Here is a 14206-nt window from a genome sequence, read left to right on the forward strand (position 1 = left end):
CGAACCTCCAAGTGCGGGTCGAATCAGACCGTGGCCGCCGCACCGAGCGTGGCGGGGAGTCCGAGGTGACCGTTGGAGACGAAGGACTGCACCGGTCGAAGCTCATCGGGCCGGACAGCCAGTGCGAGGTCGGGATACCTGTTGAACAACGCGGGCAGCGCGATCCGGGCCTCCAGCCGGGCCAGGGGCGCACCGAGGCAGTAGTGCACCCCGTGTCCGAAGGAGAGGTGGTCCTTCACAGCGCGCCGCGCATCGAAGCGATCCGCTTCGTCGCCGTAGTGCGCCGGGTCCCGACCGGCTGCGGCGAAGAAGGTCAGGATCGCCTCGCCCTTGCCGATCTTGACCCCCTCGACCTCGATGTCCTCCGTGGCGTAACGCAACGGGAGGCTCGCGATCGGAGCGTTCCAGCGCAACGTCTCCTCGATGACGTCGTCCCAGCTAATGGTGCCCGCGCGGACCTCGGCGAGCTGATCCGGATGGGTCAGCATCGCCGTCATGGCCTGGTCCAACAGGTTGGTGGTGGTCTCGTGGCCCGCGCCCAGGATCAGCAGCAGCGTGTCGACCAGTTCCGCCCCGTCCAGCCGGGTGCCGTCCTCCTCGTGCGCGGAGAGCAGCACACTGGTGAGGTCGTCACCGGGAGTGGTGCGCTTCAACTCGACGAGGTTGTTCAGCAGCGTGTACAGATCCGCCGCGTTGGCCTTGGATTCCTCCGGGCCCAGCGTGGTGTTGAAGATCCCGTCCACGATCCGGTGCAGCTCCGGCCGCCAGTCCTCCGGCGCGCCGCAGAGAGTACTGATGACGGCGATCGGCAGCGGATAGGCGAGCTCCTGGCGGAGGTCGACCGTCTTGCCGTCCCGGCCCGCCTCGGCGATGTTGTCCATCAGGCCATCGACCAGCTCCTCGATGGCGGGCTGCAACTGCGCGACCCGCCGAGGAGTGAAGCCCTTGGAGATCAGTGACCGTAACCTGCTGTGATCGGCACCGTAGGCGTTGATCATGTTCTGCACGGCGACGAAGGTGAACAGGTGCCAGTCCGGGGTGATCTCGCCGTCAGCCCAGGCCTTGGAATGATTCCTGGTGTCGCGGGAGACCCGACGATCCATCGTGACCCGACGGATCTGGTCGTGGTCGGCTACTGCCCACGCCACCACCCCACCAGGGAGTTCAACCAGCGTGGGCGCGCCCGCCGCCCGGAGCTTGCCTGCTTCGGACTGGATGTCGGTTCCGGTGGGGTCGATGACGAAGGAACCGGCCTGTCTTTCCATGTGCTGTCTCCAATGGTCTCGCCGATCTGGACGGGTACCGGGGGAAAGCGAACAGGCAGCGCGGTCAGCGCGCGGTGGAGTGGGCCGGGCCGCCAGGAAAGCTGATCGGCTGCGACCGCGAGTTCGAGGTCGGGCAACCGGTCCAACAGCTTCTCGATGGCGACCGAGGCGATGAGTCGGGCCTGCGACTGGGTGGGGCAGACGTGAGCGCCGCCGCCGAAGGCGAGGTGCGCACGGTTACCCGCCCGCCCCTCCGAGGCCAGCTCCGGATCGGTGTTCGCGGCGGCCAGTCCGATCAGCACCGGCTTGTCCTTGGGCAGGACGGTTCCTGCGACCTCGACGTCGCGGGTGGGATAGGTCATGCAGAAGTTCGAGAACGGCGGATCCGTCCACAGCACCTCGACCAGGGCGTCCTCCACGGGCATGCTGCCCCCGGCGAGGTCACCGGCGAATCGGTCGTCGGACAACAGCAGCCGCAGTGCGTTGGCGATCCAGTTCTGGGTCGGCTCCACTCCTGCGCCGAGCAGGATGACCAACTGGTGGATCATCTCGTCGTCGGTGAGCTGGGCGTTGTGCAGCAGCATCCAGGAGGTCAGGTCCTGACCGGGCTCGGCGCGCTTCATGGCGATGAGCTCCACGAGCAGGCCTGCGAGCTCCATGTTGGACTTCTCCGGCTCGATGCCGTCGAAGACCCGGGACATCGCGGCCATCATCTGGTCGCCCTTGTCCTTGGGGAAGCCCATCAGGAGCTGGAGGACCATCAACGGCAGCGTCTTGGCGTAGTCGTTGAGCAGGTCGGCCCTGCCCTCGCCCGCGAACTGGTCGATGAGCCGGTCGGCGCTCTGCTCGATGTGTCGACGCAGGACGTTGGCGTCCACCCGCTCGAAGCTGTCGGTGATCGTCACGCGCAGCCTGGCGTGCGGCGCGCCGTCGGCGTGGTAGACGTTCGGCCGGTACATCAGCATGCCGAGGATGGGGCTGTCCTGCGGCGCGGTGGCCTGCCAGGTCCTGCCGTCCTTGGGGAAGGTCTCGGAGTCCCGCAGTACCTCGAGGGCGGGCCCGTAGCTGGTGACCAGCGAGGCGGTGAGTCCCGGTGACAACTCGACCGGTGCCACCGCTCCGTACTTGCGCAGCTCGTCATAGGTGCGTGTGGGGTTCGCCGCGAATTCCTCCCCGTAGAGGGGGACGCCCCCGGCGTGGGCGGGACAGCCGGGCGGCGGCTGCAGTTCGGTGGGCTTCGGTGCGGTCACGCTTGCTCCTGATCGGTACTTGCGAGCAGATATTCGACGAGGGTGATCAGCGCTCGGGTCGACGACGCCGGATCGCGGGCATCGCACATGACCAGCGGAGTCGCCGGGAGTAGATCGAGTGCTTCGCGCAGCTCTTCCTCCGAGTAGGAGGTGGCGTTGTCGAAGTGGTTGACGGCGACCGCGTAGCGCAGTCCCTGTTCCTCCAACAGGCCCATGACCTCGAAGGAGTGTTCGAGCCGTCGGGTGTCGACCAGGACGAGTGCGCCGAGCGCACCCGAGGCGAGGTCTTCCCACATGGGGGTGAAGCGTTGCTGGCCGGGAGCGCCGAATAGATACAGCACCAGCCGTTCGTTGAGAGTCAGTCGACCGAAGTCCATCGCGACCGTGGTGGTCTTCTTCTGCTGGACTCCGGCGAGATCGTCGACGAGCGCGCCCGCCTGTGTCATCGTCTCCTCGGTCCGCAGTGGACGGATCTCGGATAACGTGCCGACGAAGGTGGTCTTGCCCACCGCGAAATGACCGACGATGAGCAATTTGACCGCAGTGCGCACGGTCTCCCGCAGATAGACGCGGTCAGAGGCGAGCGCGGAGTCCATCAAGCACCTCCTGCAGGAGCTTCATGCTGGGCAGTTCGGTCGTCGGGAGGGGCGCGGTGGTCTGGATGTGGCCGCTGTCCACGAGATCGCTGAGCAGGACCTTCGTGACGCTGACCGGGAGTTGCAGGTGGCCCGCGATCTCGGCGACCGACAGTGAACCGCCTCGGCACAGCTCCATGAGTCTGCGCTTCTCCGGACTCAGGCCGCCGAGCTGGTCACGTGCGGCGCTCACCAAGGTGATCAGGCCGAATGTGTTCCGAGTCGGGTGTGCCCGGCCGCCCGTGACGACGTGCGGCCGGACCAACGCCCGCTCGTTGCGGGGCGGGTTCACACTGGGCTTCCTGAATCGGACCGCTGCGGGCTCGTCAGTTCCTTGCCCAGCCGCTGGACCAATTCCTGAAGTCGGAAGGAGACGGTCTCCATGTCGACCTTCTCGGTGGCCGACACCGCGAGGTAGGCGCGTTCGCCCGCCGCCACGAGGAAGACGTAGCCGCTCTCGAACTCGTTCACCGTCTGCTGCCACGGGGTGGTCGGATCGCCGCAGAACTCGGCCGTGCTCCGGGCCAGGGCCTGCAGGCCGGACATGCCCGCCGCGTGCCGCTCCGCGTCGTCACGGCTGATGCGTTCGGAGTGGGCCATCAGCAGCCCGTCGGCCGAGAGCAGGATCGCGTGACGGGTCTCGGGGACTCTCAGCGCATCGTCGAGCATCCAGCCCAGCTTGTTGTTCACAGGGTCGGTCATGCCTGGGTGTTCCCTTCACTGTCAGACGAATCGATGATGCGGCCGGACCGGGTGCCGCGTTGCCACGCGCCCATCCCGGCGGCGGTCTCACCTGCGGGACGTGCCGAAGGTGCCGAAGGCGGCAGGGTCTGCTCCGACGAGGGAGACCGATCCGTGCGGGGGGTGTGCCTGCGGCGCTTGGGCAGTCCACCCGCCGTGGATGCGGGGGTGTGCTGGGGTGTCTCGAGTGCCGGCGCCTTCGCGGGTGGTGGTGCGGCGGGCGTGGACACTGCTGGGGTCTCCGCACGGGTCGGGACGGGGGGCGCGATCCGGGTCAGCAACGGCGTCGGGAGGAAGACCACCGCGCGTACCCCGCCGTAGGGCGAGGTGGTGTCCACCGAGACGGTGAAGTTGTAGCGCGCGGCAAGGACACCGATCACGGCGAAGCCGATCTGCGGCGGGTCGCCGAGCCGGTTGATGTCGGCGACCTCGCGCGCGGCGAGCAGACCTGCGGCCCGTCGGACCTCTTCCGCGTTCATCCCGACGCCCGCATCGTCGATCACGATCGCGGTGCCGTTGTGGGCGTGTCGGAAGTTGACCTCGACCGAGGTGTTGGGCTGCGAGTGCCGTGCCGCGTTGTCCAGCAGCTCGGCCAGGGTCAGGACGACCGGCTCGACGGCCCGGCTGATCACGGCGTTCTCGACCTGTGCGTGCACCTCGACCCGGCGGTAGTCCCGAATACGGGAGGTCGCGCCTCGGACGATGTCGGTGAGTGAGGAGGCGGAACGCTGCTGGCCGGGCCAGGAGCCACACAGCACCGCGGTGGCCTGGACTCGACGGCCCAGCTGCGAGTTCGCGTGGTCGATGCGGAGCAGGTCCTCGAGGACGTCGGGGTCGTCGTGCCGGTCCTGCATCGTGGAGATGGCCAGCTGCTGTTCATTGGCCAGGCTCTGGACGGTGCGCATCATGGACTTCAACGTCGTCCGGGCCGATTGCTCGACACGATTGATCGACTTCTCGACGGACTCGGTCACCAGCCCGACGACGAGCTGCAGATTCTGGCCGTAGGCGGTGTTCGACAGTTGCGGGTGCAGCGGACCGGGAACCTCGGCGGCCATGTGGCTGAGCGCATCCACCAGAGCGGGGAGTCGCGCCGAGACTAGATGCTGCGCTTCTTCATCGCGGGCACGCAGATCGTTCTGCAGGGCGGTGTTGCGCGCACGAAGCAGGGTGGAGATCTGACGCTGGCGGACCAGCAGTATCACCAGGGCGAGGGCGCCGACGGCTAAACACCAAAACGCGATGGTCAACAGCACTTGTTGTTCCATGAGATCCTCGTGAACGGGGCGGATGGGGACGGACAGCGTCATCGTGCTGCCGCGTTCGGCCGGCTGCACGATTGCGCTCTGACAGATGACGGCTTACGGGATTCGTGCGCCTCCCTGCGTCATGCCGGTGGCATCCGCGAGTTCCTGCTGGTCTTCTCCAGTTTCATGATCAGCTCCTCTGGACCCTACACAGCTGCACATTGGTGTCAATGCCCCGGGGTATCCCTCGGGGATTGTTACGTGTCTCACAGTGCGGTGCGTCGACAGGTCGCCCTGACGTCGCGGAGAGGCTACCGAGAACATCGGTCCACTGAAGTGTTCGAGGCCGATCCTATAATCCGAGTATTCGAACACATACATCTCGTCGAGACGGTGGGCGAACCCGGTGCGACGCGTCCCGTCGGATCCGGTGAAACGGGTGTCGGCCGTCGCGGGAGTCGACATCGAGGCGATCCGGCGCAATTGATTGCCAGCGTCGGACGAGGATCCCGGGCGTATCACGGTCGCAGTACACGCGCGTTCGGCGAGGCGGGTGATAGCAGGTCGACGGAGGTCCTGCGCCGCCAGGTCGCGGGAGCGGTCGTCGATTTTCGATTCTCCTTCCCGCGCTGGTTACCGAGGTCGCGGCGTGGCTATCAGTGAGCGATAACGTCGGTGTCACTGCGCTGCAAACAGCCGCCGTAATCGAGTGGGTTTGATACTGCCATAGATATCCGGGGATGCCTATGCGGCATGCCCTCTGTCAGCGGACCCGGCGTTGATCGACTTAGGCGAACACCGCGCTGACCAGCGATGAGGGAGCGTGTGGCGCGCGTCCCGGCAGTTCGGTGGGCCGACCTCGAATCGGCGAGTCGGCCGCCGCCGTCCTTTGATCTTCGTCTGATCGGTAATCAAGGCAAACCTAGTCGGGCGGACTTCCGGATAACATTGCACTGCGTGACAATTGCCCCTCACCCATTCGGCCGAGCTGGTCCGGGGAGGCTAGCGGGGTTGCGCCGAATGGCGGACGTCGGATGGCCGTGCGACTTCGGATGTTGCGAACGGTCCTTGGGTGGGTTTCTCAGCGGTGAGACATTCTGGTCACGCAATCTCCGGTCACCGAGCGTCGTCGAATCGGTGCCGCTTGATCGATGCCGATGGGGAATTCCCGCATAGACCGGGGAGCACTGGCTGCGGGGCGAAGACGGTCCGCCGTGTTCCGAGAATCCGTGGAGTGCCGCCACCGGGGTCGGTGTGCATCGTCAGCCAAGCCTGTGATATCGATGTGAGGAATCCGGGCTAAGGCCTCTTGGATCCCCATTCGAATGGGGCGTCCCCATTGCCGTCGGGCACGTTCGGCATTTCCGTCGACTATGGCTACCGGCCCGCCGACATCGAATGTCGGTATCGCGGATATGGGTGCCGATCGAGATGACTATCCGAGCCGAGGCGAACCCTTGTTCAGCGGCCCGTAACAAGCATGCCGGATCCCGCGAAGTGGTTGGCCCGGCTTGTGGGACGCGGATTCCCACCCTTGACACGCAGACCTTCCGGCCGTAGTGGCCGGCCGAGGCGATGCGGCTTCGGAGACGAGGTTCCCCAACCGATGCCACCGCCGACGGTGCCCGTGGAAGGGCACCGTCGGCGGTCTGGAGGTACTGGTGTGGTCAGCCGCTCATGCCGCCGGTGGGCGGGTCCTCCACCTGGTCGTCGTCCTCGTCCGGCGGCGGGTCGTCCCCGGTGGGGTCGGTCTCCGGCGGGTCCTCGATGTCCGTTGGCACTGACGGTTCGGTCTCCGCCGAGGACGTACTCGTCTCGGTCTCGCCCTCGTCCTCGGTGGTCGACGCGGTATCGCTTGGCTCTGGTTCGGGTTGTCCGGTAGCACCGGGCCCGCCGTGGTTCGGCGGCGGAACGGGCTGATTCCCGTGATCCTGCTGATAACCGGGATCTGGAACCTCGTCCGTCGTGGTCGCCGCCTCGGTCGGCGTCGGTCCCCGATCCTGCTCGGACGCGGGCTGATCAGCAGGAGTCTGCTGGCTGTCCGGCGGTTGATTGCCGTTGAGCAGCGCGGTGATGACGACCGCGACCAGTGCCACGCCCAACACGCTGACGCCCGCGAGCACGGCGGGCCGCCGCCAGAACGCCTGCGGGGCAGGTGCGGGTGCGGGGCGGGCACGAGCTGCCGTCGCGGTGGGCATCGCGCCTGCGGGTCTCGCCGCGATGGTGGTCGTCTGCGGACGAGCCGCGCGCGTGGTGGCCGCCGCCCCGGGCGCCAACACGGTCGGATCCTCGTCGAGGTCGTCCTCGTCGTACAACGGTGTCAGGCCGGTCGCGGTGCCCCCGGTGGCCACCTCGGACAGGACCCGTTGCACCTCCGGCATGGTCATCCGCTGTTCGGGGTCCAGCGTCAACATGCGCAGCAATACCGGCGTCAGTTCCTCGGCCTGTTCCGGCGGCGTGAACTCGCCCGCCGCGACGGCGTGCAGGATCGCCAAGCCGTTGTCGCTGGTGCCGAAGGGCGGACCGCCCTCGACGGCGGCATACAGCGTGGAGCCCAGCGAGAAGACGTCGGAGGCGGGCAGCGAAGGCTTGCCCTTGGCGACCTCCGGGGCCAGATAGGCGGGAGTACCCGCCAGCATCCCGGTCTGCGTCACGGCCACGTCGCCCGCTGCCCGGGAGATCCCGAAGTCGGCGATCTTGACGATGCCCTCCTCGCCCAGCAGCACGTTGGCAGGCTTCACATCGCGGTGCACCACGCCGGCGACGTGCGCGGCGTGCAGCGCCGAGGCCACCTGGGTGCCGATCCGGGCGGCCTCTCGGATGTCGAGCGGACCATCCTGATGCAGCACCGCCGCGAGGCTTCGGGAAGCGAAGTACTCCATGACCAGACACGGCTGTTCGTCGTGCTCGACGACGTCGTAGACCGAGGTCGCATGGGGATGCTGCAACCTGGCCGCGATCCGGCCCTCCCGGAAGGCCCGTTCCCGGGCCTCGTTCGCCGCCGCCGGAGTGAGACCGGGCTGGAGGAGAAGCTGCTTGACCGCCACGACACGCCCGAGTCGTTCGTCCTGTGCCTTCCAGACGACGCCCATCGCACCACTGCCGATTTGGTCAAGCAGACGGTAGCGTCCCGCGACCAGCTGCCCTTCCTGATCCACCCGTTCCTCCGTAGGTCGCATCGTGACTCTGCAGCGCGCTCGCCCGCCGTGTGCCGACTCACACTCGAGGGATCTCATCCTCGCCTCGATCGGCTCGAAGAGTCTGACAGGAGGAGGTTCCGCCGGAGATCACGGGTGTGTCCTTACCGTGATCTGATCTTGTGGGTGGCACTCCGGCCGAAGACCCGGACCGTACTCGTCCTGCCCGACCGGGCGACGTTCGTTCGGTACCCGGCGATACGAGGATCGTCGACTCGACGCGAGCCGGGGTCGATCGTAATCGTGCGCTGCGCGAAGTCGTTGAACCGCGATGGTAGACCTGTCGGCCGTCAAGGTCGCCCACCGGCCGCCGTGCTCTTGATCGTCACGGCGAGAGGAGAGCGGACAGCCGGCTGACGGGGCGCTTCGTGCCGACGGCCGAAGGCAGCGGAGTCCGCCGCCCTCGGCCGCGTGGCGGCAACGCGTCTAGCCGGTGAAGGACCCGCGGTGATCGCGGATCCAATCGGCGAAGGAACGGGCGGGGCGGCCCAGCACCCGCTCGACGTCATCGGAGACGAATCGGGCCGCGCCGCTACGGATCAACGCGAAGCCCTCCGCGGCCATGTCCACCATCGAGGCCGGCGCCCCCGCGTCGAGCATCTGGGTGCATGCGGTCTCGATCGGCACGTCCACGGTGGGCACCGTCCGGCCCAGCTCCGCCCCGATCAGGGCAGCCTGGTCGACGACGCTGATGTTCTCCGGACCGGTCAGCGTGTAGGTCTGGCCTGCGTGCTCTGCCGAGAGCAGCGCCGCCACCGCCACCTCCGCGACATCGCGGGGATCGACGATGCCCTGGGCGCCGGGACCCGACATGTTCGGCACCGGGCCGCCTGCACGGATCGACTCGGCCCACGCCAGCGAGTTCGAGGCGAAGCCCGCAGGCCGCAGGATGGTCCAGGACACCCCGCCGTCCCGTAGCGCGGTCTCGCCGGGCCGGTGCCAGTCGAACGCCCCGGTGCCGCTGCCGGGAATGTCGATCGCGGAGAGCTTGACCACCCGACCGACCCCGGCACGGATCGCCGCCTCGATGAGGGCCCGATCGTGGTCGGGCCCCGCCGCTCCGGGTGCGGTGAGCAGGAAGACCGTGTCGATCCCGTCGACGGCGGCGCGCAGTGAGTCGGGGCGGTCGAAGTCGCCGATCACGACGTCCACGCCCGTCGAATCGTAGGCCCGCAGTCGGGCTGGGTCGCGGGTCATGGCGCGCACGTCGTGGTCGCCCTCGACCAGGAGATCGAGGACCTTGCTGCCGATGGTTCCGGTTGCCCCGGTGATCAGAATCATGGTCGAGGATCCTGCGCCGGGGCCCACGCGGCGGGATAGGAAGAATCGGCACTCGCCTGGCGAGTGGTCGACCGGCAGGCGAGGTTAGCGTGAACAGATGCGTGCAGACATCGGCAGGCCGCTAGCGCCGACGACCGACGGCGTCGCTGATCGAAGCGGCGCCGTGATCGGGACGCTCGCCGCCGGACCGAGTACAGCCGGGCGAGCGGTGCCCGCCGGCCTGCGGCCGTGGGTGGAGACCATCACGGTGACCGATCTCGACGGCGTGGTCGATCGACGGACGATCGCCGTGCCGCCGGACGCCGCGCCGATGCTGGTCTGGCGGACGACGACGAGCGGTCGTGGCGACCTGCTGGTGCAGGGCCCCCGCACCCGGGCCGAGTATCGGCGGGGCAAGCACCTGCCGATCTGCGTGCAACTGCGGCTCCGGCCCGGCGGAGCCCAGTCGCTCCTCGGGGCGGACCTGGACGCCGTCGTCGATCGCATCGCGCCGCTGAGCGAGCTATGGGGCCGCCCAGCCCATCGCTTGAGCGAGGAACTGGTGGATCTGGGATTGGATCCGGCCCGGGTGCTGCGTCGGATCGAGACGGTCCTACTCGAACGCCTCGCCCGGCCTGCGCAGAAGTCGGAGCACAACCGGGCCCGGGCAGGGCTGGTGCGCCATGCCTTGTCGAGTCTGAGCGCCGGCGTCGGTCGTCCGCCTGCGCGAGTCCGCGACACCGCGGACCGGCTCGGGATCAGCGAACGTCACTTGCGCACCCTCTTCACCAAGGCGGTCGGTGTCTCGCCGCAACGCTTCGCCCGCATCACCCGGGTGCGCAGTGTTCTGGCGGCCTCCGACACGGACCCCGCCGGGTGGTCGAGACTGGCCGTCGAGGCGGGTTACTACGACCAGTCACACCTCACCGCCGAGTTCCGCGAGGTCATGCGGATCACGCCGGGGAGCTTCGCGGCGGGCCGACTGCCGCCTGCCGCGTCGTGTTGATCGCCGGCCGGTCGGGCTGCACCGGGTCTGCGGCGCGCAGCCGCCCCCGCCCTCAGCCGAAGAACCCCGCGCCCGGAATGGCATCGAGCAGATCGCGGGTGTACTCGGTGTCCGGGCTCTCGAAGACCCGGTCGACGGTGTCGCGCTCGACGACCCGCCCCGCGCGCATCACCAGGACGTCGTCGGCGATGAGCCGCACCACCGCCAGATCGTGGGTGATGAACAGATAGCTGAGGCCGAGGTCGGCCTGTAGCCCCGCGAGCAGCCGCAACACCTGGTCCTGCACCAGGACGTCCAGCGCGGACACCGCCTCGTCGCAGATGACCACCGAGGGCTCCAGGGCCAGTGCCCTGGCCAACGCGACCCGTTGCCGCTGTCCACCGGAGAGCTCGTTGGGATGCGCCTGGGCCACCCTGCCGGGCAGCGCGACATGATCGAGCAGTTCCGCGACCCGACGCCTGCGAGCCGCCCGATCGCCCACCCGGAACACCCGCAGCGGCTCGTCCACGATGCGTTCGATGGTGAACATCGGGTTCAGCGAGCCATAGGGGTCCTGGAACACGGGCTGCATCGCGCGGCGGATCGCCCGCCGCTCGGCACCCCGCGCCGTCTGCACGACGCGGCCGTCCAACCGGACGGTCCCGGCGGTCGGGGTCTCCAGACCGAGCACCATCTTGGCGACCGTCGACTTGCCCGAGCCGGACTCGCCGACGATCGCGGTGGTGGAGCCCCGGCGCACCCGGAAGCCGACGTCGTCGACGGCCCGCAGCGTCCCCGACAGCCGTCCGCGCAGCCGGTAGTCCTTGGTCAGCCCCTCGACCACCAGCACGTCGTCCTCGGCCTCGGCGGCCGTCGCGCCGCGTTCGGCCGCGATGGCCTCGGCGATATCCCCGCCCGCCGCGCCAGCCTCGCCCGCCTCCTCGACGGACGGCGGTGGCGGCCGATCGCCGTCACCGCCGAGGAAACGGCGGGCGGTCACCACCGAGGGCGCCGCCGCCACCAAACGCTGGGTGTACTCGTGCTGCGGATTCTCCAGCAGGGTGCGCGCCGAGCCCGCCTCCACGACCCGGCCCTGCGACATGACGAACACCGTGTCGGCCCGGTCGGCGGCCAACCCGAGATCGTGGGTGATGAACAACAGCGAGGTGCCCGACGAGGACACCAGCGTCTCGAGGTGGTCGAGGATCTGCCGCTGCACGGTCACATCGAGCGCCGAGGTCGGTTCGTCGGCGATCAACAGCTCCGGCTGGCAGGCCAGCCCGATCGCGATCAACACCCGTTGCCGCATACCGCCGGAGAACTCGTGTGGATACTGCCTGGCCCGCCGGGCCGCATCGGGGATGCCCGCATCGCCCATCAACTCGATGGCCCGTTTCCGCGCCGCCGCGCCGGAGGCCAGCCCATGAGCCCGCAGGGTCTCGGCCACCTGATCGCCGACGCGCCGGACGGGGTTCAGATTGGACATCGGGTCCTGCGGGACCAGACCGATCTCCCGGCCCCGCAGGCGGCGCAGTCGTCGTTCGTCCGCACCGGTCAGATCCTCGCCTCGGAACAGCACCTGTCCGCCGGTGATCCGGCCATTGCCCGCGAGCAGTCCGAGCACCGCCAGGGCCGCCGTCGACTTCCCCGAGCCGGATTCGCCGACGACGGCGACCCGCTCGCCGGGACGCACCGTCAGGTCGACGCCCCGCACGGCGGGGGTCGCATCGGGTGCGGTGGAGAACGACACCTCGAGATCACGCAGTGCGAGCAGCGGCGTCGTGGTGTCCGTGGCGATCTGGGTCATCCTCGGCTCCTGGCGGATTTCTCGATGGTGCGGTGGTCAGCGGCCGACGGCGTAGCCCTGCATGCCGCGGGGATTCGCGGCCGAGGTGAGGATGCCGTCCTGGGTACGGGTCACGGACGAGAGCCTGCCCAACGCCCAGTCACCGGCCCGGACGATGCGGTGGCCGAGGGCCTCCAGCTCGGCGATGACCTCGTCGCCGAGTCGGTCCTCCACCACCATCTCGCCGGGGGACCAGGTGCGTGGCCAGAAGGAACCGGGCATCGATGTGGTGTGGAAGGCAGGCGCGTCGATGGCCTCCTGCGGGGTGTAGCCGCCGACGATCGTGCGCAGCAGGTAGAGCAGCTGCCACTGGTCCTGCTGATCCCCGCCTGGCGAGCCCAAGGCGGTCACCGGCACCCCGTCGCGCAGCACCAGCGTCGGTGTCAGCGTGGTGCGGGGCCGCTTGTTGGGGCGCAGACCCGACGGCGATTGCTCGTCCAGCCAGTTCATCTGTAGCCGGGTGCCCAGGCAGAAGCCGAGCGCCGGAATGGTGGGGGAGGACTGCAACCACCCGCCGGAGGGCGTCACCGAGACGATGTTGCCCCAGCGGTCGACGACATCCAGGTGGCAGGTGTCGCCCTTGGTCTCGCCGGAGGAGCCGACCGTCGGCTCGCCTGCGGCGGCGCCCGCGCCGTGCAGGTCGTAGGTGATACGCAGCGGCGGTTGGAAGGCGGTGCGGTCGGCCAACACACCGGGACGCAGCTCCGCCGAGGCGGTCTGGCCGATCTGCGCGCGCCGCTGGGCGGCGTACTCGGCGGAGAGCAGCGTGGCGGCGGGCGGGGCGAGATCCCCCTCGCCGTCGCCGTAGTAGGCGTCCCGGTCGGCCAGGGCGAGCTTCATCGCCTCGACGATGCGGTGCGCACCGGCGGAGGTGCTCGGGTCGATCTCGGAGTCCTCGAAGCCCTCCAGGATCGCCAGCGTCTGCAACAGCGCCGGGCCCTGGCCCCAGAAGCCGGTCTTGGCGATGGTGTGCCCCCGGAACTCCAGGGTCACCGCGTCCTCGTAACCGGCCGAGAAACCGGTCAGGTCGGCTGCGGTGATCACCCCGGCGTGGTCGGTGCCCGAGGCGTGTCGATGCGGGGTCTTGACGAACTCCTCGATGGCCTCGGCGACGAAGCCCTCCCGCCAGGCGGTCCGCGCCGCCTCGATCCGACCCTCCCGGTCGGCTGCGTCGGCCCCTGCGGCGACCAGCCGGTCGAGCACCTCGGCGTAGGCGGGCAGTCGGACCAGCTCGCCGGGTTGCGGGAGCCTGCCCTCGGGGGCCCACAGGTCGGCGGAGCTCGGCCAGTGCTCGGTGAACAGTTCGTTGACCTCGGCGATGGTGTTGCACACCCTCGGCAGCACCGGGTGACCGTTGCGCGCGTAGCCGATCGCGAACTCCAGGACGTCGGCCAACTCCCACGTTCCGTGGTCGCGCAGCAGAACGAACCACGCGTCGACGGCGCCGGGCACGGCGGCGGCCAGCGCGCCTGCCCCCGGAACCAGGTCGAGCCCCTCGGCGCGGAAGTGCTCCACGGTGGCGCCCTGCGGCGCGGGGCCCTGCCCGACGAGGACCTTCGGGGTCGGGTCGGCTGCGGTGGCGAAGACGCCGGTCAGATCGCCGCCCGGCCCGTTCAGGTGCGGTTCCACGATGTGCAGTACGAACCCGGCGGCGACCACGGCGTCGAAGGCGTTGCCGCCGCGCTCCAGCACCGCCGAGGCGGTGGCGGACGCGGTCCAGTGCGTGGTCGCGGCCATTCCGAAGGTGCCCTGCAACGTCGGTCTGCTGGTCATCGCGGGA

At 69.0% G+C, this 14206-nt stretch carries 11 protein-coding genes; 1 reads left to right on the forward strand and 10 read right to left on the reverse strand.

Annotation, left to right across the window (positions count from 1 at the left end; genetic code table 11):
• Positions 1-23: 23 nt before the first annotated feature.
• The 8 genes from BKA25_RS10075 to BKA25_RS10105 form a co-directional block, all read right to left on the reverse strand.
• On the reverse strand, positions 24-1148 hold the full coding sequence (locus tag BKA25_RS10075; protein ID WP_311734466.1) for a cytochrome P450 family protein: 1125 nt from the start codon (positions 1146-1148) through the stop codon (positions 24-26).
• Positions 1133-2515, reverse strand: a complete 1383-nt coding sequence (locus BKA25_RS27685) for a cytochrome P450 (protein WP_236750295.1) — start codon at positions 2513-2515, stop codon at positions 1133-1135. Before BKA25_RS27685 ends, BKA25_RS10075 begins: the two co-directional genes overlap by 16 nt.
• Positions 2512-3111 (reverse strand): GTP-binding protein, encoded by a 600-nt coding sequence (locus BKA25_RS10080; RefSeq protein WP_069850354.1) that lies wholly within the window; start codon positions 3109-3111, stop codon positions 2512-2514. Before BKA25_RS10080 ends, BKA25_RS27685 begins: the two co-directional genes overlap by 4 nt.
• Positions 3089-3442 carry a DUF742 domain-containing protein gene (locus BKA25_RS10085; protein ID WP_069850352.1) on the reverse strand — a complete coding sequence of 118 codons (354 nt, stop codon included), beginning with the start codon at positions 3440-3442 and terminating at the stop codon, positions 3089-3091. The genes BKA25_RS10080 and BKA25_RS10085 overlap by 23 nt, the downstream gene beginning before the upstream one ends.
• Complete coding sequence (locus BKA25_RS10090) at positions 3439-3852, reverse strand: roadblock/LC7 domain-containing protein (protein WP_069850350.1); 414 nt, start codon at positions 3850-3852, stop codon at positions 3439-3441. The genes BKA25_RS10085 and BKA25_RS10090 overlap by 4 nt, the downstream gene beginning before the upstream one ends.
• A complete protein-coding gene (locus BKA25_RS10095) occupies positions 3849-5159 on the reverse strand; it encodes an ATP-binding protein (RefSeq protein WP_069853813.1) in 1311 nt (436 codons plus the stop codon). Before BKA25_RS10095 ends, BKA25_RS10090 begins: the two co-directional genes overlap by 4 nt.
• A 1646-nt stretch (positions 5160-6805) precedes the next feature.
• The gene (locus tag BKA25_RS10100) at positions 6806-8296 is read right to left on the reverse strand and encodes a serine/threonine-protein kinase (protein WP_069850348.1); all 1491 of its coding nucleotides are present in this window, start codon (positions 8294-8296) and stop codon (positions 6806-6808) included.
• A gap of 465 nt (positions 8297-8761) precedes the next feature.
• Positions 8762-9616 carry an SDR family oxidoreductase gene (locus tag BKA25_RS10105; RefSeq protein WP_069853812.1) on the reverse strand — a complete coding sequence of 285 codons (855 nt, stop codon included), beginning with the start codon at positions 9614-9616 and terminating at the stop codon, positions 8762-8764.
• A 97-nt stretch (positions 9617-9713) separates the two neighbouring features.
• Here BKA25_RS10105 and BKA25_RS10110 point away from each other — a divergent pair, with 97 nt between their 5' ends.
• Complete coding sequence (locus BKA25_RS10110; RefSeq protein ID WP_084643165.1) at positions 9714-10601, forward strand: helix-turn-helix domain-containing protein; 888 nt, start codon at positions 9714-9716, stop codon at positions 10599-10601.
• Positions 10602-10653: 52 nt separating this feature from the next.
• Here BKA25_RS10110 and BKA25_RS10115 read toward each other — a convergent pair whose 3' ends face one another.
• On the reverse strand, positions 10654-12387 hold the full coding sequence (locus BKA25_RS10115; protein ID WP_069850346.1) for a dipeptide ABC transporter ATP-binding protein: 1734 nt from the start codon (positions 12385-12387) through the stop codon (positions 10654-10656).
• A gap of 36 nt (positions 12388-12423) precedes the next feature.
• On the reverse strand, positions 12424-14199 hold the full coding sequence (locus BKA25_RS10120; protein WP_236750294.1) for a gamma-glutamyltransferase family protein: 1776 nt from the start codon (positions 14197-14199) through the stop codon (positions 12424-12426).
• Positions 14200-14206 lie beyond the last annotated feature (7 nt).

Origin of the sequence: Actinoalloteichus hymeniacidonis, from assembly GCF_014203365.1 — a bacterium.
GTDB lineage: Bacteria > Actinomycetota > Actinomycetes > Mycobacteriales > Pseudonocardiaceae > Actinoalloteichus_A > Actinoalloteichus_A hymeniacidonis.

Coding starts and splice junctions, on each gene's coding strand:
- BKA25_RS10120 (WP_236750294.1), bottom strand. CDS start 14,199: ATGACCAGCAGACCGACGTTGCAGGGCACCTTCGGAATGGCCGCGACC.
- BKA25_RS10090 (WP_069850350.1), bottom strand. CDS start 3,852: ATGACCGACCCTGTGAACAACAAGCTGGGCTGGATGCTCGACGATGCG.
- BKA25_RS10115 (WP_069850346.1), bottom strand. CDS start 12,387: ATGACCCAGATCGCCACGGACACCACGACGCCGCTGCTCGCACTGCGT.
- BKA25_RS10080 (WP_069850354.1), bottom strand. CDS start 3,111: ATGGACTCCGCGCTCGCCTCTGACCGCGTCTATCTGCGGGAGACCGTG.
- BKA25_RS10105 (WP_069853812.1), bottom strand. CDS start 9,616: ATGATTCTGATCACCGGGGCAACCGGAACCATCGGCAGCAAGGTCCTC.
- BKA25_RS10110 (WP_084643165.1), top strand. CDS start 9,714: ATGCGTGCAGACATCGGCAGGCCGCTAGCGCCGACGACCGACGGCGTC.
- BKA25_RS10095 (WP_069853813.1), bottom strand. CDS start 5,159: ATGGAACAACAAGTGCTGTTGACCATCGCGTTTTGGTGTTTAGCCGTC.